This is a genomic window from Rhodopseudomonas boonkerdii (genome assembly GCF_021184025.1).
GTDB classification, from domain to species: domain Bacteria; phylum Pseudomonadota; class Alphaproteobacteria; order Rhizobiales; family Xanthobacteraceae; genus Tardiphaga; species Tardiphaga boonkerdii.
On sequence record NZ_CP036537.1, the window covers coordinates 375,695 to 395,795 of the forward strand.

A 20,101-nucleotide genomic window follows, 5' to 3' on the forward strand; every position below is an offset into this window, starting at 1 on the left:
GCTTACTTCTCCGTCTCGACCAAACCGCGCACGAACAGTCGCTGCATGAAGATCACCACCGCCACCGGCGGCAACATCGCCAGAACGGCGGTTGCCATTGCGAGCTGCCATTCCGCCAGTTCGTCCGTCGTGGTCAGCATTTTCTTGATGCCGGTGACGATCGTCTGCATCGAATCCTGTGTGGTGATCAGCAGCGGCCACAGATACTGGTTCCAGCCATAGATGAACTGGATCACGAACAATGCCGCCATGGTGGTCACCGACAGCGGCAGCAGCGTATCCTTGAAGAAGCGATAAGGTCCCGCGCCGTCGATCCGTGAGGCTTCCAGCAGTTCATCGGGAACGGTCATGAAGAACTGCCGGAACAGCAGCGTGCCCGTGGCGGAGGCGATCAGCGGCAGGATCAGGCCACCGTAAGAATCGAGCATCTTTAGATCGGCGATGACCTTGTAGGTCGGATAGATGCGCACCTCGACGGGCAGCATCAGCGTGATGAAGATGATCCAGAACGCCGTCATGCGGAACGGGAAACGGAAGTAGACGACGGCATAGGCCGACAGGATCGAGATGAAGATTTTTCCGAGCGCAATTCCCATCGCCATGATGAAGGAATTGATCAGCATATGCCCGACCGGCTCGCGGCTCGCGCGCGATCCGCCGACGAAGATGGCGCGATAGTAGTTCTCCAGCATGTGGCCGCCCGGCAGCATCGGCATATTGCCGTTCACCACTGTGGCCGCGTCATGGGTTGAGGCGATGAAGGCGATATAGACGGGGAAGACGACCAGCAGCACGCCGAGCGTCAGGATCAGATAAGCAACGATATCGTTCCAGCGGCGGTGCTCGACCATCAGTACTGCACCTTGCGTTCAACATAGCGGAACTGAATCGCGGTGAGCGCGATGACGATCGCCATCAGCACCACGGATTGCGCCGCGGAGCCGCCAAGATCGCCGCCGAGGCGGCCGTCGGCATAGACCTTGTAGACCATGGTGGTGGTCGATCCCGCCGGGCCGCCCGATGTCACCGCATCGATAATGCCGAATGTGTCGAAGAAGACGTAAACGACATTGACGACGAGCAGGAAGAAGGTCGTCGGCGACAGCAGCGGGAAGGTGATGGTCCAGAACCGGCGCAGCGGCCCGGCGCCATCGATGGCGCCGGCTTCGAGCACGCTGCGCGGGATCGATTGCAGGCCGGCGAGGAAGAACAGGAAATTATAGGCGATCTGCTTCCACACCGCGGCCATCACGATCAGCGCCATCGCGTGGTTGCCGTCGAGCAGCGGATTCCAGTTGAAGCCGATGATGCGCATCGGCCGCGCCAGCGTGCCGAGGGTCGGGTGAAACATGAACAGCCACAGCACGCCGGCCACCGCGGGGGCCACGGCATAAGGCCAGATCATCATCACCTTGAACACGGGAGCGGCCTTGAGCTGCTTGTCCGCCTGTGTGGCAAACAGCAGGGCGATGGCAAGCGAGAGGCCTGCTACCAGTGACGAGAACACCAGCGTCGTCGCCATTGCCTTGTAGTATTCCGGCTGCGCGAACAGCGCCTGGTAGTTCTCCAGCCCGACGAAATCGGAATTCAGCCCGAACGCGTCCTCGCGCAGGAAGCTCTGCCACACGGCTTGGCTTGCCGGCCAATAGAAGAACACCAGCGTGATGACGAGCTGCGGCAGCAGCAGCGCATAGGGCAGCGCCTTGTTGCCGAAGATGGCGGATTTTTCCATGCGGTGTCGTGTCCCGGAAGTCGCCTCGTTCTCTGATGCCATCACCCGGTCAAGCCGGGTGACGACAATCGTATTACTTCACCGCCTTCTCGAACGTCCGCAACATCGCATTGCCGCGCGAGACCGCGGCATCCAGCGCCTGCTGCGCCGTCTTCTGTCCGCCGAGTGCCGCCTCGATCTCCTCCGACCAGATATCGCGCAGCTGCACCATATTGCCGAAGCGGAGCCCGCGCGAATTCTCGGTGGGCTCCTTGTTGGTCAGCTCTTTCAACGGCGTTTCCAGCGTCGGGTTCTTGTCATAGAAGCCCGACGCCTTTGTCTTTTCATAAGCTGCCTTGGTGATCGGCAGATAACCGGACTCCTGATGCAGCTTTGCCTGCCGGTCGGTGTCCGAGAGGAAGGCGAAGAACTTTGCGACACCCTTGTACTCATCGGGCTTCTTGCCACCCATCACCCAGAGCGAGGCGCCGCCGATGATCGAATTCTGTGGTGCGCCCTTGGCTTCCGGGTAATAGGGCATGGGCGCCGAGGTGAAGGCGAATTTCGCCGTGCTCTTGGCCGTCGCATAATAGCCCGACGAGGTCAGAAACAACGGGCATTCGCCGGAACCGAACCGCGCCTCGCTGGCATTCCCGCGGCCGGAATAGTCGTAGGTCTTGTCTTTCACCAGCCCCGTCAGCGTCTGCAGGTGCTTCACATGCAGCGGTGTGTTGAACTGCAGCACGGTGTCGAAACCGTCGAGGCCGTTCGCCCTGCTGCCGATCGGCACGTTATGCCAGGCGGAGAATTGTTCGATATTGGCCCAGGTTGCCCAGGCATTGGAAAAGCCGCAGGTGGTGTAGCCAGCCGCCCTGAGTTTCTTTGCGCTGTCGAACACTTCGGGCCAGGTCTTCGGGATTTCCGCGATGTTGGCTTTCTTCAGCGCGTCGAGATTGACCCACATCACCATGGATGAGGAATTGAAGGGGAACGACAGCATCTCGCCCTTCGAGGTCGAATAGTAACCGGTGATCGCCGGCAGATAGGCATTCGGATCGAATGGCTCGCCGGCGTCCTTCATCAATTGATAGACCGGCTTGATGGCCCCCTTGGCGCTCATCATGGTCGCGGTACCGACTTCGAACACTTGCAAAATATGCGGCGCGGTGCCGGCGCGAAACGCAGCGATGCCGGCATTCATCGTGTCGGGATAGGCGCCCTTGTAGGTAGGCACCACTTTATAGTCGCTCTGCGATGCGTTGAATTCGGCGGCGAGCTTGTTGACGATGTCGTTGTTGCCGCCGCTCATCGCATGCCACCATTGGATTTCGGTCACCGCCTGCGCAGGCGCGGCGAAGGCCACCATGGAGGCGAACAGAGCGGCGAATGCGAGATGTGGACGGTTCATTCAGCGCCTCCCGTTAGCTGTCATCTTTCCGGCAGCCGGGCGGCCGCCGATGACATGCGCGCGATTTTGTCGCAGATGCTAGGCGGGAAATGGCTTCCTTGGGAAGCCGCAAAAAGTCTGAGACGGTTTGTGTCGTGTGGCCTGTTCCGTACTCATTCTGTCACCCCGCGAAAGCGGGAATCCAGCACGCGCCGGCTTTGCGGCTCTGTCGCAGCCATCCGTGTTGACTGGGCCGCCCGGTCAAGCCGGGCGGCGACAGCTATGGTTTGGCCTTAGCGCTTCCGCTCGGCGCCACTCACAGTTCCCTTGGCAACGAGGTCTGCGATCTCATCGGCCGAATAGCCGAATTCGGTGAGGATCTCGTTGAAGTGCTCGTTGAACTTCGGCGGCACGCGGCGCAGGCTCGCTTTGGTGCGGTCGAAACGGACTGGCGAGGCGACGCCCTTGTACCAGTCCTTCTCGATGACATCGCCGCGATGCCGGGTGTGCGCGTTGGCGAGCGCCTTGTCGATCGACTGCACGGGACCGGCCGGCAGGCCGGCGCCGAGCAGGCGCTCGCAGAGCGGCGCCGAGTCGTACTGGGCGAGGATCGTTTCCAGTTCGGCCCTGAGCGCATCGCGATTCACCACACGGTCGCGATTGCGCGCAAAGCGCTCATCGGTGCCGAGATCCGGCTTGCCGAGTTCGCGGCACAGCTTGCGGAAGGTGGCGTCGTTGCCGACCCCCATGAAGATATTGCCGTCGCGCGCCTTGAACACGGCATAGGGCACCAGGTTCGGATGCTCGTTGCCGGTGAGGGCCGGCGGCTTGCCGCCATTGTAGAAGTAGTTCGAGGTGTGCGGGTGCATGATCGCGAGACCGGTCTCATACAATGTCGCTTCCACGAACTGGCCGAGGCCCGATTTCGCACGCTCGGCAAGCGCCATCAGGATGCCGACGCAAGCATAGAGGCCGGTTGCCATATCGACGAGCGCAACGCCGATGCGGGTCGGGCCTGATTCCTGCGAACCGGTGGAAGCCATCAGACCGACCATCGACTGGATGATGGCGTCATAGCCGGGATGGCCGCCATGCGGACCGTCGGCGCCGAAGCCGGAGATGCGGCAATGGATCAGCTGCGGAAATTTTTCGCGCAGAAAGTCATTGCCGATGCCCCATTTATCGAGCGTTCCCGGCTTGAAGTTCTCGATCATGACGTCGGCGTCTTCCAGCATCCGCATCAGCACCTTGCGTCCGCCCTCGGAGGCGAGGTCGAGGCCGATGGAGCGCTTATTGCGATTGGCGCCGACGAAATAGGCTGCGTCATCGTCATGGAACGGGGGGCCCCAATCGCGGGTCTCGTCGCCGGCGGGCGGCTCGACCTTGACGATGTCAGCGCCGTGGTCGCCCAGAATCTGCGTGCAGTAGGGGCCACCGAGCACACGCGACAGATCGATCACGCGCAGGCCGGCAATGGCGCCGGGGGCTACGGGTAAACTCATTCAATCAGCCTTCTCTTGAGTGTCGTTGTTATTATGCCGGAGAATATCGTGAAGGCTGTCAGAGCTAGCGGGCTTCGGCGCAAGCGGCAATGGCGTTATCCGGGTAGCCGATATGAGCGCGGGGCGAACGCAAAAGGTCCGACGGGTGCCGGGCCTTTTTGTGGGGTGATCTCTTTTACTCCGCCCTCATCCTGAGGAGCCGCGCAGCGGCGTCTCGAAGGATGGCCGAAAAGGCTTCGAGCCAAGCCGGTTCATGGTTCGAGACGGCGCCTGAAAGGCGCCTCCTCACCATGAGCGACGGAGACTGGTTGGACCGTCTCACAGAATGACCGACCGCACCTCGATATTCCCGCGCGTGGCATTCGAATACGGGCAGACTTGGTGTGCCTTCTCGACCAGTGCTTCTGCGTCAGCGCGATCGAGGCCCGGTAGCGCGATGGCGAGTTCGACATCGAGGCCGAATCCGCCAGCCGAACGAGGGCCAATGCCGACGGTTGCGGTCACCGAGACGTCAGCCGGCACCTTCAGTCCGCCCTGCGACGATACGAACTTCATGGCGCCGATGAAGCAGGCGGCGTAGCCGGCCGCGAACAGTTGCTCGGGATTGTTGCCTTCGCCGCCGGCGCCGCCGAGTTCCTTCGGCGTGACGAGCTTGACGTCGAGCGCGCCATCGGTGGTGGCGGCGCGGCCGTCACGGCCGCCGGTGGCCTTGGCGCTGGTCTTGTAGAGAACGTTCACGGACATGGTGGGTCTCCTTCAGGCTGTGACGCTTGCGCGTCGTTGATTGGTGTCTGCATAATTGCGCACAATTAGATTGTGTGCAATATAAAAAGGATGATTGCGCGATTAAATTGTGCTCAATAGATCGTGAAGAGGCCTTGGCGGCGACGGCGACCCGTGACCAGATGGTGAGCGTGGAGAAGACGATGGCGAAGAAAACGGCCCCCGCGGGCCTGCTGCAGCTCGATAACCAAATCTGCTTTGCGATCTATTCCGCAAGCCACGCGTTCAACCGCGTCTACAAGCAGCTGCTCGACAAGCTCGGGCTGACTTATCCGCAATATCTGGTGATGCTGGTGCTCTGGGAGCGCGATCGGGTGCCCGTGAAAGAGATCGGCGAAAAGCTGTTTCTCGATTCGGGTACGCTGACGCCGCTGCTGAAGCGGCTGGAGGCGGCCGGCCTCGTCAAGCGCACCCGCGGCGCGGAGGACGAGCGGACGGTGATCGTGACGCTGACGGCGCAGGGGCAGGCCATGCGGGAAAAGGCGAAGTCGGTGCCGCAGGGAATTCTGGATGCCTCGGCCTGCACCGCGGACGAGCTGGTGGCGATGAAAAACGAGATCGTCGCGCTGCGGGATCGGTTGAACAGGGCGCTGGATGAGTAGCGCAGGCTAGAGGCGCTTCTTCGCGAAGGCGCGGCCGGAATGTGATTTCAGGTATTTCTCGAATGCCAGCGCGCGATGTTTGTCGGGAAATGCGCAATACCAGACAGGCTGCCAGGGCATGAACTTCGCCGTGTGCGTGGATCGGCCGGCATTGTGCTCTGCGATTCGCTTTCTCAGATCGGCAGTTGCGCCGATGTATTCCTGGTCAGGAAGCGGAATGCTCCGGAGAATGTAGACGTACCACATGACGGCGTTCGCCTGGGATCGTCGGACGGGAGCGGATAGGGCATGCCAGAAAAATCAGAGCAAAGCTTCAGTCCGTCTTCGCCCTGCGGGCTTCGCCGGACACCACGCTTCGCCAATCGGCTCTGCGCGGCTGCGCCACGCGTAGCCAACTGGCGAAGCGTGGTGGAGCCAGGCGGGATCGAACCGCCGACCTCTTGCATGCCATGCAAGCGCTCTCCCAGCTGAGCTATGGCCCCGAAACCTGCGACGAACTGGGTCGTCGTCGCGCGGCAAACCCAAACCACATGTTCGGGCAGATCACAAGTCCCAAGTCGATATCAAGTCGGGATCTTGTCAGGTTCTTGTCACTTAACCTTCTTCATCGTTCGAATGATCGCCGATGATGTCGGTGACGTCGTCATCACCTTCCTCTTCGTCGGCGATGAAGGTTGAATCGTCGTCGTCATCGTCGATCGTATCGTCGACCTCGATGTCATCCTCGGATTCCAGCACGGCAGCCTTCTTGCCGGTGTTCTCCTCGGCATCGGCTTCCTCGAGGGACACCATCTCCTCGTTGTCCAGCGTCTCGTTTTCGTCGGTCGCGTTGGCGGCCGCGGCGCGGTCGGCGGTGCGGCCGCGGGTCGGCGCAACGGGAGCGATCGGCACCACCTCACCGGTATAGGGCGAAATCACCGGGGTTTTGTTGAGGTCGTAGAACTTCTTGCCCGTGGTCGGGCAAATGCGTTTGGTTCCGAGGTCGGATTTGGCCACGTGCAGGTGTCCTGGGGATTTCTTGAAAAACGGTGCTTCACTTGGCTAGTTGAGACGCGCATGTCAATAGCGGTTTCCACGAGAATGACGGGCGGGTGACGCGCCGTGGCCCATATGCTACGAGCCCGCCTGCGCAAGGGAACACCATTTTGAGCCATCCAGACACACCTGCCACCCCGCCGACGCCCCTGACCGCGCGCAAAAGCGGCGCCTTGCGGGGGGCGGCGCGCGTGCCGGGCGACAAATCGATCTCGCATCGGGCTCTCATTCTCGGCGCGCTGGCGGTCGGCGAGACCCGAATCAGCGGTCTTCTCGAAGGCGAGGATGTTCTGAATACCGCCAAATCCATGCAGGCGCTCGGTGCCAAAGTCGAGCGGACCGGTGATTTCGCGTGGAAAGTCAATGGGGTGGGCGTTGCCGGCTTTGCGCAGCCGCTGGCGCCGCTGGATTTCGGTAATGCCGGTACCGGTTCGCGGCTGGTGATGGGCGCCGTCGCCGGCTGTCCGATTACCGTGACCTTCGATGGCGATGCCTCGCTGCGCAGCCGTCCGATGCGTCGCATCGTCGATCCCCTGGAGCTGATGGGCGCCAAGGTCGTTGCCAGCCAGGAAGGCGGCCGGCTGCCGCTGACCCTGCAGGGGGCCCGCGATCCCCTGCCGATCGTCTACAAGACGCCGGTGGCCTCCGCGCAGATCAAGTCCGCCGTGTTGCTCGCGGGCCTGTCGGCCCCCGGCGCCACGACGGTGATCGAAGCCGAGGCCAGCCGCGATCATACCGAGCTGATGCTCAGGCATTTCGGCGCCGACATCGTCTCCGAGAAGGAAGGTCCCCACGGCCGCAGGATCACCCTGCAGGGCCAGCCCGAGCTGAAGGGCGCAGATGTTGTCGTGCCCGCCGATCCCTCTTCGGCCGCCTTCCCGATGGTGGCGGCGCTGATCACGCCCGGCTCGGAGATCGAGCTGACGGATGTGATGACCAATCCGCTGCGCACGGGCCTGTTCACGACGCTGCGCGAGATGGGCGCCGCTATCGAGGAAACCGATGTTCGCGGCGATGCCGGCGAGCCGATGGCCAAATTCCGCATCAAGGCGTCGAAGCTGCGTGGCGTCGAAGTGCCGCCCGAGCGCGCACCATCGATGATCGACGAATATCTGGTGCTGGCAGTGGCGGCGAGCTTCGCCGAAGGCACAACGATCATGCGCGGATTGCAGGAGCTGCGCGTCAAGGAATCCGACCGTCTGGAAGCCACCGCTGCGATGATCCGCGTCAATGGCGTGAAGGTCGAGATCGTCGGCGACGATCTGATCGTTCACGGCGCCGGCCGGGTCCCAGGTGGCGGCACGGTCGCCACCCATATGGATCACCGCATCGCCATGTCGGCTCTCGTGATGGGCTGCGCTTCGGACGCGCCGGTCACCATCGACGACACCACCTTCATCGCCACCAGCTTCCCCGACTTCATTCCGATGATGCGCCGTCTGGGCGCTGATTTTGCTTAAGCGTCACGCAATTTCTCAGGTACTGACACGCGTATGATCATCGCCATCGACGGACCCGCCGCATCTGGAAAAGGCACGCTCGGCAAGCGGCTGGCGAAGCACTATGGGTATCGTCATCTTGATACCGGTGTGCTCTATCGCGCGGTGGGCTTTGCGCTGATCGAACGCGGGATCGATCTCAATAACGAGATCGAGGCCGTCCACGCCGCCGAAAGCCTCGATCCCGAGCATTTCGGGAACCCGGCCCTCAAGACCCAGCAGGCCGGCGACGCGGCTTCGATCGTTTCGGCTTTTCCGCGGGTTCGCGAGGTGCTGCTCAACTTCCAGCGTCATTTTGCGGAGGAACCGCCCGGCGCCGTGCTCGATGGCCGCGACATTGGAACCGTGATCTGCCCGAATGCGGATGTGAAGATCTTTGTGGTGGCCGATCCCGCCGTCCGTGCCCGCCGTCGCACGCTGGAGGCCAAAGCGCGCGGCGAGGACGCCGACGAGGCGCTGGTGCTGGCCGATATCCTCAAGCGCGACGAGCGTGATCAGAACCGCCCGGTCGCGCCTTTAAAACCGGCCAAAGATGCATACTTGCTGGATAATTCCAATTTGGATATAGAAGGCGGCGTCCGGGCCGCCATCGACATTGTCGAGGCCGTCCGAGCGGGCCGGCAGCGGGTCTGATCGATCTCTCCCATCGGAGGGGCATCAAGGCGAAACCGCAGCCGTCATTGGAGGAGCGCCCGCTCCCGGTCTCGAGCTGCGATACGCTCTTTTCTGGTTCCGGACATTCAAGCTGAACATACGCATCATTTGCGAAGGCATCCTGCCGGCCCGTTATTGCACCTCCATGCAAGGCGGTCGTCAGAGGTTGCGGACCTTTGACCCTTCGCAAGCGCTGCGCCCCTTAACCCGAACGGCCGGCAAGATACCGCATCTGGAGAACAAATGGCTTCTGTTGATTCCTACAATCCCTCGCGTGACGATTTCGCCGCGATGCTCGATGAGTCCTTCTCGGGCGGCAACCTTCAGGAAAGCTCGGTCATCAAGGGCCGCGTGGTTGCGATTGAAAAGGACATGGCCGTCATCGACGTCGGCCTGAAGACCGAAGGCCGCGTGGCGCTGCGCGAATTCGCCGGCCCGGGCCGTGAAAGCGATTTGAAGGTGGGCGACGAAGTCGAGGTGTTCCTCGACCGGATCGAGAACGCGCTCGGCGAAGCCGTGCTGTCGCGTGACAAGGCCCGCCGTGAAGAAAGCTGGGGCAAGCTCGAGAAGGCGTTCAACGCCAACGAGAAGGTCAACGGCGTCATCTTCAACCAGGTCAAGGGTGGCTTCACCGTCGATCTCGACGGCGCCGTGGCCTTCCTGCCGCGCTCGCAGGTGGATATCCGTCCGATCCGCGACGTCGCTCCGCTGATGAACAACTCGCAGCCGTTCCAGATCCTCAAGATGGATCGTCGCCGCGGCAACATCGTCGTGTCGCGCCGCACCGTTCTCGAAGAGACCCGCGCCGAACAGCGTCAGGAACTCGTCCAGAACCTCGAAGAGGGGCAGGTCATTGACGGCGTCGTCAAGAACATCACCGATTACGGTGCGTTCGTTGACCTCGGCGGCATCGACGGCCTGCTGCATGTCACCGACATCGCGTGGCGCCGCGTCAACCATCCGACCGAAGTGCTCACCATCGGTCAGACGGTCAAGGTCAAGATCATCAAGATCAACCACGAGACCCACCGTATCTCGCTCGGCATGAAGCAGCTGCTCGACGATCCGTGGCAGGGCATCGAGGCGAAGTACCCGCTGAACGCGCGCTTCTCGGGTCGCGTCACCAACATCACCGACTACGGCGCATTCGTCGAACTGGAGCCGGGCATCGAAGGCCTGATCCACGTCTCGGAGATGTCGTGGACCAAGAAGAACATGCACCCCGGCAAGATCGTTTCGACCTCGCAGGAAGTCGAAGTGCAGGTGCTTGAGGTCGACAGCGTCAAGCGTCGTATTTCGCTCGGTCTCAAGCAGACCATGCGCAATCCGTGGGAAGTGTTCGTCGAGAAGTTCCCGGTCGGCGCCACCGTCGAAGGCGAAGTCAAGAACAAGACCGAGTTCGGTCTGTTCCTGGGTCTCGATGGCGACGTGGACGGCATGGTCCATCTCTCGGATCTCGACTGGAAGCAGCCGGGTGAACAGGTCATCGACAACTTCAAGAAGGGCGACATGGTCAAGGCCATCGTCCTCGATGTGGATGTCGAGAAGGAGCGCATCTCGCTCGGCGTCAAGCAGCTCGAAGGCGACCCCTTCGCAGAGCCGGGCGACGTCAAGAAGGGCGCTGTCGTGACCTGCGAAGTGCTCGATGTGAAGGACTCGGGTATCGACGTCCAGATCGCCGGCACCGACTTCACGACCTTCATCAAGCGCTCGGAACTCGCGCGTGACCGCAACGATCAGCGCGCCGAGCGTTTCGCCGTCGGCGAGAAGGTTGATGCCCGCGTGATCCAGTTCGACAAGAAGGCCCGCAAGGTCCAGGTGTCGATCAAGGCGCTCGAAGTGGCCGAAGAGAAGGAAGCAATCGCACAGTACGGTTCGTCCGATTCGGGCGCGACCCTGGGCGACATTCTCGGCAAGGCGCTCAAGCAGAGCGGCGACAAGTAAGTCCCTGCTTACCTGTGGTGACAAATCGGGGCTCCGGCATTGCCGGGGCCCTTTTTGTTTCTATTCCACTCTCATCCTGAGGAGCGGCCAACGGCCGCGTCTCGAAGGATGGCGGCGCACTCCCGGGGTCAGGCCATCTCATGGTTCGAGACGGCGCTTCGCGCCTCCTCACCATGAGGGACGGAGAATGTGCGACACCCCCGTCACCTTGTTTTCTTCATATTGCCTCGCAATTGAGGTATTCCAGAAACCTCACCGAAAGGCTGCGCAGACGATGGATGCAGCCCCGCCGCTGTTCAGGAGCCCCTCATGTCGCTTGAATCGGATGTGATCGTCGATCGTCGCAGACTCCGTCGCAAGCTGACGTTCTGGCGAACCATTGCAGTCCTCGTGGCGGCGGTGGCGATTGTCGGCGGCGGCCTCTATGTGACGCGCTTTTCGAAGCAGGTCTCATCCGGCGCCATTGCACGCATCAAGATCGAAGGGCTTATCCAGAGCAACAACGAACGCATCGAGGCGCTGGAGCGGCTGGAGAAGTCGTCGGCTGCCGCGGTCGTCGTGCATATCAATTCACCCGGCGGCACCGTTGCCGGTTCCGAGCAGCTCTATGACGCGCTGAGCCGGCTGAAGGCCAAGAAGCCCATGGTGGTGGTGGTCGAAGGCGTGGCTGCGTCCGGCGCCTATATCGCGGCGCTCGCCTCGGATCAGATCGTGGCGCAGCAGACGTCGATGGTCGGTTCCATCGGCGTGCTGGTGCAGTTTCCCGTTCTCAGCGGCCTGATGAAGACGATCGGCGTGCAGCTCGACGAAGTAAAATCGTCGCCGCTGAAAGCATCGCCGAACGGTGTCGATGCGCCCTCGCCGGAGGCGCGCGCTGCGCTGGAAGCGCTGGTGAAGGATAACTACGCCTGGTTCCGGGGCCTCGTGCAGAATCGCCGGGCGATGGACGATACGCAGATCGAGAAAGTTGCCGATGGCCGCGTTTTCACCGGTCGTCAGGCGATCGGACTCAAGCTGATCGATCAGATCGGCGACGAAAAGACTGCCGTTGCGTGGCTTGTGGCTGAAAAGAAGATCAAGAGCGATCTGCCCGTTCGCGACTACAAGCTGTCGCCGAAGTTCGGAGATCTGAGTTTCCTGCGTGCGGCCACGTCGATTGCGCTGGATGCGGTGGGTCTGTCATCCATCGCGCGTCAGGTGGAGCAGGGCGGCTTTGCGCAAGCCATGGATGGTATGGGTCTCGACGGGATGCTGGCGCTGTGGCGGCCGGTATCGTTGAACTGAGCTTGAATCCTGAAGATGTCGCCCGGTTGGGCCGCAACCCGCCTTTCTGTGCCGGAAGTTGGAGGCCAAGCTTCTTTTCAGGCGTTTGTCACGCGTTTTCCGGGCCGCTCTCAGTCATTTAGCGTCTTGACAGCTCAACGCTTTTTCACGGAAATGCATCTCCCAATCCAAAGTCCAACGTCTCGATGATCAAATCCGAACTCGTCCAACGCATCGCTGAACACAACCCGCACCTCTATCAGCGGGATGTGGAGAACATCGTGAATGCGATCCTCGACGAAATCGTCGCGGCGCTGGCGCGGGGCGATCGCGTCGAGCTGCGCGGCTTCGGCGCCTTTTCGGTCAAGCATCGTCCGGCGCGCGCGGGTCGCAATCCGCGCACTGGCGAGCATGTTCCGGTCGATCAGAAGAGCGTGCCTTTCTTCAAGACCGGCAAGGAAATGCGCGAGCGCCTGAACCGCGATCCGTCCGCGCCGGAGCCGGACCGGGCATCGGAAGCCAGCGCTTCCTGAGCGGTTCTGCTCAACGCGATCGCTAGGCGGCTTCGTTTCTGCTTCGCTGTTACGTGAGAGATGTCGATGCGCAAATTCCTCACGGCTCTGGTCGTTGTTCCCGTTGCGATCCTCTTCATCGTGTTCGCCGTGGCCAATCGCCATCCGGTGACGATCTCGTTCGATCCCTTCAACAGCAGCGATCCCGCCATCGGTGCGACATTGCCGCTTTTCGTGGTGTTGATCGTCGTCGCCATTCTCGGCGTTATCGCCGGCGGTATTGCCACCTGGATCGGGCAGCGCCACTGGCGTCGCGCGGCTCGCCGGCACGAGGCGGATGTGCGCCGCGCCCGCAGCGAACTGGCCGATCTGCGGGCCGAGATGGCGACAGCCACAGCCACCCAGCGGCCAGTGCCAGGCCTGCCGGCCCCCTATGTGGCCGGCGAGCGAGACAAGGCCGGCGCGACGTTGTAGAACCCGCCCGGCTGTGTGCCAGTCGGCGCCTGCTTTACCGTTCATCCCGTTCCATTGCCTGCGGCCACTTTGAGCATGCCCCTGATCGTTAAAATATGCGGCCTGTCCACACCGGAGACGCTCGATGCGGCTCTGATGGCCGGTGCCGATATGGTCGGCTTCGTGTTCTTCCCGCCATCGCCGCGGCACGTCTCGCTGGATGTTGCCGAAAAGCTTGGCCGTCAGGCGAAGAAGGCGGTGAAAGTCGCGCTGTCGGTGGATGCCGACGATGCGTTGCTCGCCAACAGCATCGAGGCGCTGCGTCCGCAGATCCTGCAGCTGCACGGCAAGGAAAGCGTCGCGCGCATTCGCGATATCAAACAGAAGTTCGGCCTGCCGGTCATGAAGGCCATCGCTGTCGAGACCAAGGCCGACCTCGCTGCGCTGTCCGGCTATGCCGCTGTCTGCGATCGCATCCTGTTCGATGCCAAGCCGCCGAAGGACGCGACGCGCCCCGGCGGTCTCGGTGCGGCCTTCGACTGGCATCTGCTCGAAGGGCTCGATCTCAAGCTGCCCTTCATGGTGTCGGGTGGATTGAACGCAGAGAACGTCGCCGATGCCGTGCGGATCACGCGCGCAGGCGGTGTCGATATTTCGTCCGGCGTGGAAAGCGCGCCGGGCATCAAGGATCCCGATATGATCCGCGCCTTCATCCGCGCCGCGCGCGCAACGGAAGAACTGACGACCTGATGACAAAAGCCATTCCCAATTCCTACCGGTCCGGTCCCGACGAAACCGGCCATTTCGGCATCTTCGGCGGTCGCTTCGTCGCGGAAACCTTGATGCCGCTGATCCTTGAACTGGAAAAGGCCTACGCGGAAGCCAAGGCCGATCCTGCCTTCAAGAAGGAGATGGACGGTTACCTGAAAGCCTATGTCGGCCGTCCGTCGCCGCTCTATTTCGCCGAGCGGCTGACCGAACATCTTGGCGGCGCGAAAATCTATCTGAAGCGCGAGGAGCTGAATCACACCGGCTCGCACAAGGTGAACAACGTGCTCGGCCAGATCATGGTCGCGCGCCGCATGGGCAAGAAGCGCATCATCGCCGAGACCGGCGCCGGCCAGCATGGCGTGGCCACGGCAACGCTCTGCGCCCGCTTCGGCCTCGAATGCATCGTCTATATGGGCGCGGTGGACGTCGCCCGTCAGCAGCCGAACGTGATCCGCATGGAAATGCTCGGCGCGAAAGTCGTGCCCGTGCAGGTCGGCGCGCGCACGCTGAAAGATGCGATGAACGAGGCGCTGCGTGACTGGGTCACCAATGTGCACAACACGTTCTACTGCATCGGCACCGTCGCCGGCCCGCATCCGTATCCGATGATGGTGCGCGACTTCCAGTCGATCATCGGCGACGAGACCCGCGCGCAGATGCACGAGATCGAAGGTCGCCTGCCGGATTCGCTGATCGCCTGTATCGGCGGTGGCTCGAATGCGATGGGCCTGTTCCATCCGTTCCTCGACGATCCCTCCGTCGATATCTACGGCGTCGAAGCCGCCGGCCACGGCCTCACCGATCTGCATGCGGCGTCGATCGCCGGCGGCCGCCCCGGCGTGCTGCATGGCAACCGCACCTATCTGCTGATGGATGAGGACGGCCAGATCCAGGAAGGCCATTCGATCTCGGCCGGCCTCGATTACCCCGGCATCGGCCCGGAGCATTCGTGGCTGCATTCCATCGGCCGCGTGAAGTATCTCTCCGCGACCGACGAGGAAGCGCTGGCGGCGTTCCAGCTGCTGTCGAAGCTCGAAGGCATAATCCCGGCGCTCGAGCCGGCGCATGCGCTCGCCAAGGTGAGCGAACTCGCACCGATCTTGCCAAAAGATCACCTGATGGTCGTCAACCTCTCCGGCCGCGGCGACAAGGACGTCCCGCAGGTCGGCGATATTCTGAAGGGCCGCCAGTCGTGACCACCCGCATCGATACCCGTTTCGCTGAACTCGCCGCCGAAGGCCGCTCCGCTTTTGTCACCTTCGTGATGGCCGGCGATCCCGATCTTGCCACCTCGCTCGAGATCGTGAAGGCGCTGCCCAAGGCTGGCGCTGACATCATCGAACTCGGCATGCCCTTCACCGATCCGATGGCCGATGGTCCGTCGATCCAGGCGGCGGGGCTGCGCGCGCTCAATGTCGGCATGACCCTGCGCAAGACGCTGCAGCTCGTGCGCGACTTCCGCAAGACCGACGACAAGACCCCCATCGTGCTGATGGGCTACTACAATCCGATCTATATCTACGGCGTCGACAAGTTTTTGCCCGACGCCAAGGAAGCCGGCGTCGATGGCCTGATCATCGTCGACCTGCCGCCGGAGGAAGACAACGAGCTCTGCATTCCCGCCATGAAGGCTGGCCTCAACTTCATCCGTCTCGCGACGCCCACCACCGACGACAAGCGTTTGCCGGCGGTGCTCGCGAACACCTCGGGCTTTGTTTATTACGTCTCGATCACCGGCATCACCGGAGCCGCCAGCGCTGATACGTCCGCCGTGAGTGCGGCCGTCGCGCGCATCAAGCGTCACACCGAACTGCCGGTCTGCGTCGGATTCGGCATTCGGACGCCGGAGGCTGCGCAGGCGATCGCCAGCCACGCCAATGGCGCGGTGGTCGGCACGGCACTGGTCGATGCGCTCAAGAATTCGCTCGATGCCGACGGCAAGGCTACGGCCCGGACGGTAACGGCGGTTGCGGATCTCACTGCGGCGCTTGCTGCGGGAGTCCGTGGGGCAAAACAGGCCGCAGAATAAGCCCAATTAGGCCCTAACCGGCCGGAACCACGGTTGCCGGTCCCCACCCGGACCGCCATATGTATCGGAACAGCGACGCCCGACCAACGCGACGCGGAGACTGAAATGAACTGGCTCACCAATGTCGTCCGTCCCAAGATCCGTAACATCTTGCGACGGGAGACGCCGGAGAATCTCTGGATCAAATGTCCGGATACCGGCCAGCTCGTGTTCTACAAGGACGTCGAGAGCAATCAGTTCGTCATTCCCGGATCGAACTATCATATGCGCATGGGCGCCACCGCGCGCCTGAAGTCGATCTTCGATCACGAAACCTGGTACGACGTCGCGCTGCCCGAAGTGATTGCCGATCCGCTCAAGTTTCGCGACGAGCGCAAATATGTCGACCGCATCAAGGATGCCCGCACCAAGACGGGCATGCAGGATTCCGTGAAGGTCGGTTACGGCAAGATGGAAGGCATGGGCACCGTGGTGGCCGTGCAGGATTTCGATTTCATGGGCGGTTCGCTCGGCATGGCGGCCGGGGAAGCGCTGGTCCGCGGTCTCGAGCTCGCTGTCGAGAAGAAGTCGCCTTTCATCGTCTTCGCGGCTTCAGGTGGCGCGCGCATGCAGGAAGGCATTTTGTCGCTGATGCAGTTGCCGCGCACCACGGTGGGCGTGCAGATGCTGCGCGAAGCCAAGCTTCCCTACATCGTCGTGCTCACCAATCCGACCACCGGCGGCGTCACCGCGTCCTATGCGATGCTGGGCGACATTCATATCGCCGAGCCCGGTGCGTTGATCGGCTTCGCCGGCGCCCGCGTGATCGAGCAGACCATTCGCGAAAAGCTCCCCGAAGGCTTCCAGCGCGCCGAATATCTGCGCGATCACGGCATGGTGGACATGGTGGTGCATCGCCACGACCTGAAGCCGACGCTGGCACGCCTGTGCCGCCTGCTCACCAAATCGCCGGCTGTCGAAACCGCACCGCGCGTGGCCCCCGAGCAGATCGCCGTGGCTCCGGATGCGGTTTCGGCCCCGCAAGCGTGAGCGAGACCGCGCCGACATCATCGCCGCTCGGCGAGATTCTGGCGCGAATCTCGTCGCTGCATCCGAGCACGATCGATCTGTCGCTGGAGCGCATGCAGCGACTGATGGCGCAGCTTGGCCATCCCGAGCGCAGGCTGCCTGACACCATTCATGTCGCCGGGACCAACGGCAAGGGTTCGACCATCGCCTATCTGCGCGCGATCCTCGAAGCCGCCGGCCTCAGCGTCCACGTTTACACCTCGCCGCATCTCGTGCGTATGAACGAGAGCATCCGCCTTGGCGGCATGCTGGTGAGCGACGACGATCTGCGCGATGCCTTCGCTCATGTCGAAGCCGTCAATGCCGGGGCGCCGATCACGCTGTTCGAGGCGGAGACGGCGGTTGCCTTCCATATCTTCGCCAATCATCCAGCCGACGTGCTGCTGCTCGAAGTCGGCCTCGGCGGCCGGCTCGATGCAACCAATGTCATCGAGAAGCCGATGGCCAGCGTCTTCACGCCGATCGCGATCGATCACACGGATTTCCTCGGCGATAGCGGCGAAAAGATCGCGATGGAAAAGGCTGGTATCATCAAGCGCCGCGTGCCCGTCATCAGTGCCGGGCAATCGCCCGACGTTGCTGCCGTCCTGGAACGTGCGGCGCGCAGGGCGCATGCACCGGTTCACAGCGCCGGGGAGCAATGGCACATCAGCGTCGAGCGCGGCCGGCTCGTCTATCAGGATGATCGTGGCCTGATGGATCTCGCCGCACCGCGGCTGTTCGGCCGTCACCAGTTCGGCAATGCCGGCCTTGCCATCGCGGCGCTGCGCGCGCTGCCGCAGTTCAGGTTCGATCCGTCGATCTACGAACGCGGCGTTGCCGGCGCCGAATGGCCTGCCCGCATGCAGCGGCTGACCTCCGGCAAACTGCTCGCGCTCGCGCCGGACGATTCCGAACTCTGGCTCGATGGCGGCCACAATGTCGAAGGCGGCCGTGTCATCGCCGAAGCGCTCGGCGATCTCGAGGAGCGCGTGCCGCGACCTCTCGTGGTCATTGTCGGCATGATGGCGAACAAGGACGCGAGCGGCTTCCTCGCCAATTTCGCGGGACTTACGCGCCACATCATCGCCGTGCCGATTCCCGATCGCGCTGGCGTCATGCCGGTGGAGACGCTGGCCGACGCGGGGCGCGCGCTCGGCATGCGCGTGGAGACGGCGGACAGCGCCGGTGCTGCGCTGCAGTCATTGCGCCGGCTTGCTTACGAGGTGCCGCCGCGGGTGCTGATCTGCGGCTCGCTCTATCTGGCGGGCCATGTTCTTGCGGAAAACGGCACGCTGCCGACATAACCTCCGCCCGTCATCCTAAGGAGCCGCGTAGCGGCGTCTCCCAGCGAATGGCGTAGCCATTCGCAAGGGATGGCCGAAGAGCGCCGGGCCAAGCCATCTCATGGTTCGAGACGGCGCTGCGCGCCTCCTCACCATGAGGGGCGGTGTGTCGCGCTCCGTCTGGGCGACCAGCAGCGCCAAACGACGGACTGCATTTCCAGTCAGACTCTCAGGATAAGGGGGCGGAGTTTTGTACTTTGTGAAAACGGCACGCTACCTGCATAAAAACACATCGATATCAGTCATCTCTGATTGATTCCTGCTTGATTCTGGGGAGGTTCGATGCGCTTCGCTGCTATTGCCGACGTTCACGGCAATCATTTTGCCCTTGAGGCTGTTGTCGCCGATATCCGTGCGCAAGGCATCGCCGACATCGTCAATCTTGGCGACATGGCCAGCGGTGCGCTCGATGCGCGCCGTGCGGTCGAGGTCATGATGGGCCTCAATGCCGCCAATGTCCGCGGCAATCATGATCGTTACATCACCGACTACAAGCTTGATGACATGTGGCCGTCCGATCGGCTGGCACACAGCCAGCTCGAACCGGCGCAGATGGAATGGCTGCGTGCGCTACCCTTCAGCGCGATCTATCGCGATGAGGTCTATCTCTGTCACGCGTCGCCGGATGACGACAACGCTTACTGGACGGAAGCGGTGACGCCTGAAGGCGTGGTCCATATGGCTTCGATCGAATCCATCGAGGAGAAGGCCAAGGGCATCACGCAATCGCTCATCCTGTGCGCGCACACCCATATCGCCCGCTCGGTGCGGCTCCGCGATGGCCGCATGATCGTCAATCCCGGCAGCGTCGGCGGCCCCGGCTATCGCGATGTCGCGCCTTATCCGCACACGCTCGAAGTCGGCACGCCCGATGCGTGCTACGCAATTCTGGATTCCACCTCAGGACGCTGGGACGTGACATTCCGTCAGGTGCCCTATGACCACGAAGCGATGGCTGCACTGGCGCGGCAGAACGGGCGGCCCGAATGGGCGAGCGCGCTGGCAACAGGATGGATCAGATAACTCTGCCCCTCATGGTGAGGAGCGCGCCCTTGCGCGCGTCTCGAACCATGAGTTGACCGAACTCCGTCACCATCCTTCGAGACGCGGCCTGCGGCCGCTCCTCAGGATGAGGGGGAGCAGCAAACAAAAACGGCCGGCGAGATACTCACCGGCCGTCCTTCAAACTCACATCGTCCGCAGCTTATACCGCCGACGAAATCCACTGCTGCAGTTTCGCCTTCGGCGCAGCGCCGACCTGACGGGAGGCCATTTCGCCGCCCTTGAAGATCATCAGCGTCGGGATCGACATCACGCCGTATTTCGAGGCGGTCTTCGGGTTCTCGTCCACATTCAGCTTCACGATGGTGACTTTCTCGCCCATCGCGGCCGAAATCTCGTCGAGGGCCGGGGCGATCATGCGGCAGGGGCCGCACCATTCGGCCCAGAAATCGACGACCACCGGGCCCGGCGCGCCGAGCACCGCGGTTTCGAAATCGGCGTCTGAAACCTTGCCAACACCCATGATCTTGTCCTCGTTCTCGTCAATGAAGGCGCCTCGGG

The 20,101-nt window shown here is 62.4% G+C and carries 21 protein-coding genes and 1 tRNA gene; 13 read left to right on the top strand and 9 right to left on the bottom strand.

What is annotated here, in order from left to right; genetic code table 11:
* Window positions 1–2 precede the first annotated feature (2 nt).
* The 5 genes from ugpE to E0H22_RS01780 form a co-directional block, all read right to left on the bottom strand.
* The gene (gene ugpE / locus E0H22_RS01760; protein ID WP_233024057.1) at window positions 3–851 is read right to left on the bottom strand and encodes a sn-glycerol-3-phosphate ABC transporter permease UgpE; all 849 of its coding nucleotides are present in this window, start codon (window positions 849–851) and stop codon (window positions 3–5) included.
* A complete protein-coding gene (gene ugpA, locus E0H22_RS01765) occupies window positions 851–1,732 on the bottom strand; it encodes a sn-glycerol-3-phosphate ABC transporter permease UgpA (protein WP_233024058.1) in 882 nt (293 codons plus the stop codon). The genes ugpE and ugpA overlap by 1 nt, the downstream gene beginning before the upstream one ends.
* 73 nt (window positions 1,733–1,805) lie before the next feature.
* On the bottom strand, window positions 1,806–3,077 hold the full coding sequence (gene ugpB, locus E0H22_RS01770) for a sn-glycerol-3-phosphate ABC transporter substrate-binding protein UgpB (RefSeq protein ID WP_233026612.1): 1,272 nt from the start codon (window positions 3,075–3,077) through the stop codon (window positions 1,806–1,808).
* 314 nt (window positions 3,078–3,391) lie between these two features.
* A complete protein-coding gene (locus E0H22_RS01775; RefSeq protein WP_233024059.1) occupies window positions 3,392–4,600 on the bottom strand; it encodes a CaiB/BaiF CoA transferase family protein in 1,209 nt (402 codons plus the stop codon).
* A 318-nt stretch (window positions 4,601–4,918) separates the two neighbouring features.
* Window positions 4,919–5,344 (bottom strand): organic hydroperoxide resistance protein, encoded by a 426-nt coding sequence (locus tag E0H22_RS01780; protein WP_233024060.1) that lies wholly within the window; start codon window positions 5,342–5,344, stop codon window positions 4,919–4,921.
* A 182-nt stretch (window positions 5,345–5,526) separates the two neighbouring features.
* Here E0H22_RS01780 and E0H22_RS01785 point away from each other — a divergent pair, with 182 nt between their 5' ends.
* On the top strand, window positions 5,527–5,985 hold the full coding sequence (locus E0H22_RS01785) for a MarR family winged helix-turn-helix transcriptional regulator (protein WP_233024061.1): 459 nt from the start codon (window positions 5,527–5,529) through the stop codon (window positions 5,983–5,985).
* A 6-nt stretch (window positions 5,986–5,991) separates the two neighbouring features.
* Here the strand turns inward: E0H22_RS01785 and E0H22_RS01790 are convergent, their stop codons facing one another.
* The 3 genes from E0H22_RS01790 to E0H22_RS01800 form a co-directional block, all read right to left on the bottom strand.
* Complete coding sequence (locus E0H22_RS01790; protein ID WP_233024062.1) at window positions 5,992–6,231, bottom strand: GIY-YIG nuclease family protein; 240 nt, start codon at window positions 6,229–6,231, stop codon at window positions 5,992–5,994.
* A 160-nt stretch (window positions 6,232–6,391) separates the two neighbouring features.
* Window positions 6,392–6,467, bottom strand: a tRNA-Ala gene (locus E0H22_RS01795).
* Window positions 6,468–6,579: 112 nt separating this feature from the next.
* Window positions 6,580–6,981 (bottom strand): TIGR02300 family protein, encoded by a 402-nt coding sequence (locus tag E0H22_RS01800; RefSeq protein ID WP_233024063.1) that lies wholly within the window; start codon window positions 6,979–6,981, stop codon window positions 6,580–6,582.
* A gap of 149 nt (window positions 6,982–7,130) precedes the next feature.
* Here E0H22_RS01800 and aroA point away from each other — a divergent pair, with 149 nt between their 5' ends.
* From aroA to E0H22_RS01860, 12 genes are all read left to right on the top strand, one after another.
* The gene (gene aroA, locus E0H22_RS01805) at window positions 7,131–8,480 is read left to right on the top strand and encodes a 3-phosphoshikimate 1-carboxyvinyltransferase (RefSeq protein WP_233024064.1); all 1,350 of its coding nucleotides are present in this window, start codon (window positions 7,131–7,133) and stop codon (window positions 8,478–8,480) included.
* 33 nt (window positions 8,481–8,513) lie between these two features.
* Window positions 8,514–9,152: a (d)CMP kinase gene (gene cmk / locus E0H22_RS01810; protein WP_233024065.1), complete on the top strand. Its 639-nt coding sequence runs from the start codon at window positions 8,514–8,516 to the stop codon at window positions 9,150–9,152.
* Window positions 9,153–9,416: 264 nt separating this feature from the next.
* A complete protein-coding gene (gene rpsA / locus E0H22_RS01815; protein ID WP_233024066.1) occupies window positions 9,417–11,117 on the top strand; it encodes a 30S ribosomal protein S1 in 1,701 nt (566 codons plus the stop codon).
* A gap of 309 nt (window positions 11,118–11,426) precedes the next feature.
* Entirely contained in the window at window positions 11,427–12,401 is a 975-nt protein-coding gene (gene sppA / locus E0H22_RS01820) for a signal peptide peptidase SppA (protein ID WP_233024067.1), read from the top strand.
* Window positions 12,402–12,586: 185 nt separating this feature from the next.
* A complete protein-coding gene (locus E0H22_RS01825) occupies window positions 12,587–12,913 on the top strand; it encodes an integration host factor subunit beta (RefSeq protein ID WP_233024068.1) in 327 nt (108 codons plus the stop codon).
* A 66-nt stretch (window positions 12,914–12,979) separates the two neighbouring features.
* Window positions 12,980–13,366 carry a lipopolysaccharide assembly protein LapA domain-containing protein gene (locus E0H22_RS01830; protein ID WP_233024069.1) on the top strand — a complete coding sequence of 129 codons (387 nt, stop codon included), beginning with the start codon at window positions 12,980–12,982 and terminating at the stop codon, window positions 13,364–13,366.
* Window positions 13,367–13,441: 75 nt separating this feature from the next.
* Window positions 13,442–14,095: a phosphoribosylanthranilate isomerase gene (locus tag E0H22_RS01835; RefSeq protein ID WP_233024070.1), complete on the top strand. Its 654-nt coding sequence runs from the start codon at window positions 13,442–13,444 to the stop codon at window positions 14,093–14,095.
* The gene (gene trpB, locus E0H22_RS01840; protein WP_233024071.1) at window positions 14,095–15,312 is read left to right on the top strand and encodes a tryptophan synthase subunit beta; all 1,218 of its coding nucleotides are present in this window, start codon (window positions 14,095–14,097) and stop codon (window positions 15,310–15,312) included. Before E0H22_RS01835 ends, trpB begins: the two co-directional genes overlap by 1 nt.
* Window positions 15,309–16,145: a tryptophan synthase subunit alpha gene (trpA, locus tag E0H22_RS01845; RefSeq protein WP_233024072.1), complete on the top strand. Its 837-nt coding sequence runs from the start codon at window positions 15,309–15,311 to the stop codon at window positions 16,143–16,145. Before trpB ends, trpA begins: the two co-directional genes overlap by 4 nt.
* Window positions 16,146–16,250: 105 nt before the next feature.
* The gene (accD, locus tag E0H22_RS01850) at window positions 16,251–17,174 is read left to right on the top strand and encodes an acetyl-CoA carboxylase, carboxyltransferase subunit beta (protein ID WP_233024073.1); all 924 of its coding nucleotides are present in this window, start codon (window positions 16,251–16,253) and stop codon (window positions 17,172–17,174) included.
* The gene (locus E0H22_RS01855; RefSeq protein WP_233024074.1) at window positions 17,171–18,499 is read left to right on the top strand and encodes a bifunctional folylpolyglutamate synthase/dihydrofolate synthase; all 1,329 of its coding nucleotides are present in this window, start codon (window positions 17,171–17,173) and stop codon (window positions 18,497–18,499) included. The genes accD and E0H22_RS01855 overlap by 4 nt, the downstream gene beginning before the upstream one ends.
* A 321-nt stretch (window positions 18,500–18,820) precedes the next feature.
* The gene (locus E0H22_RS01860; RefSeq protein ID WP_233024075.1) at window positions 18,821–19,561 is read left to right on the top strand and encodes a metallophosphoesterase family protein; all 741 of its coding nucleotides are present in this window, start codon (window positions 18,821–18,823) and stop codon (window positions 19,559–19,561) included.
* 181 nt (window positions 19,562–19,742) lie between these two features.
* Here the strand turns inward: E0H22_RS01860 and trxA are convergent, their stop codons facing one another.
* The gene (gene trxA / locus E0H22_RS01865) at window positions 19,743–20,063 is read right to left on the bottom strand and encodes a thioredoxin (protein WP_233024076.1); all 321 of its coding nucleotides are present in this window, start codon (window positions 20,061–20,063) and stop codon (window positions 19,743–19,745) included.
* Between the last annotated feature and the right edge of the window lie 38 nt (window positions 20,064–20,101).

Excerpts from the sequence above, each read along its gene's own strand:
- trxA (WP_233024076.1), bottom strand. The coding sequence starts at position 20,063 with ATGGGTGTTGGCAAGGTTTCAGACGCCGATTTCGAAACCGCGGTGCTC.
- ugpB (WP_233026612.1), bottom strand. The coding sequence starts at position 3,077 with ATGGTGGCCTTCGCCGCGCCTGCGCAGGCGGTGACCGAAATCCAATGG.
- E0H22_RS01775 (WP_233024059.1), bottom strand. The coding sequence starts at position 4,600 with ATGAGTTTACCCGTAGCCCCCGGCGCCATTGCCGGCCTGCGCGTGATC.
- cmk (WP_233024065.1), top strand. The coding sequence starts at position 8,514 with ATGATCATCGCCATCGACGGACCCGCCGCATCTGGAAAAGGCACGCTC.
- rpsA (WP_233024066.1), top strand. The coding sequence starts at position 9,417 with ATGGCTTCTGTTGATTCCTACAATCCCTCGCGTGACGATTTCGCCGCG.
- E0H22_RS01835 (WP_233024070.1), top strand. The coding sequence starts at position 13,442 with ATGCCCCTGATCGTTAAAATATGCGGCCTGTCCACACCGGAGACGCTC.
- E0H22_RS01830 (WP_233024069.1), top strand. The coding sequence starts at position 12,980 with ATGCGCAAATTCCTCACGGCTCTGGTCGTTGTTCCCGTTGCGATCCTC.
- sppA (WP_233024067.1), top strand. The coding sequence starts at position 11,427 with ATGTCGCTTGAATCGGATGTGATCGTCGATCGTCGCAGACTCCGTCGC.
- accD (WP_233024073.1), top strand. The coding sequence starts at position 16,251 with ATGAACTGGCTCACCAATGTCGTCCGTCCCAAGATCCGTAACATCTTG.
- ugpE (WP_233024057.1), bottom strand. The coding sequence starts at position 851 with ATGGTCGAGCACCGCCGCTGGAACGATATCGTTGCTTATCTGATCCTG.
- E0H22_RS01860 (WP_233024075.1), top strand. The coding sequence starts at position 18,821 with ATGCGCTTCGCTGCTATTGCCGACGTTCACGGCAATCATTTTGCCCTT.
- E0H22_RS01780 (WP_233024060.1), bottom strand. The coding sequence starts at position 5,344 with ATGTCCGTGAACGTTCTCTACAAGACCAGCGCCAAGGCCACCGGCGGC.
- E0H22_RS01785 (WP_233024061.1), top strand. The coding sequence starts at position 5,527 with ATGGCGAAGAAAACGGCCCCCGCGGGCCTGCTGCAGCTCGATAACCAA.
- ugpA (WP_233024058.1), bottom strand. The coding sequence starts at position 1,732 with ATGGAAAAATCCGCCATCTTCGGCAACAAGGCGCTGCCCTATGCGCTG.
- trpB (WP_233024071.1), top strand. The coding sequence starts at position 14,095 with ATGACAAAAGCCATTCCCAATTCCTACCGGTCCGGTCCCGACGAAACC.
- E0H22_RS01825 (WP_233024068.1), top strand. The coding sequence starts at position 12,587 with ATGATCAAATCCGAACTCGTCCAACGCATCGCTGAACACAACCCGCAC.
- E0H22_RS01790 (WP_233024062.1), bottom strand. The coding sequence starts at position 6,231 with ATGTGGTACGTCTACATTCTCCGGAGCATTCCGCTTCCTGACCAGGAA.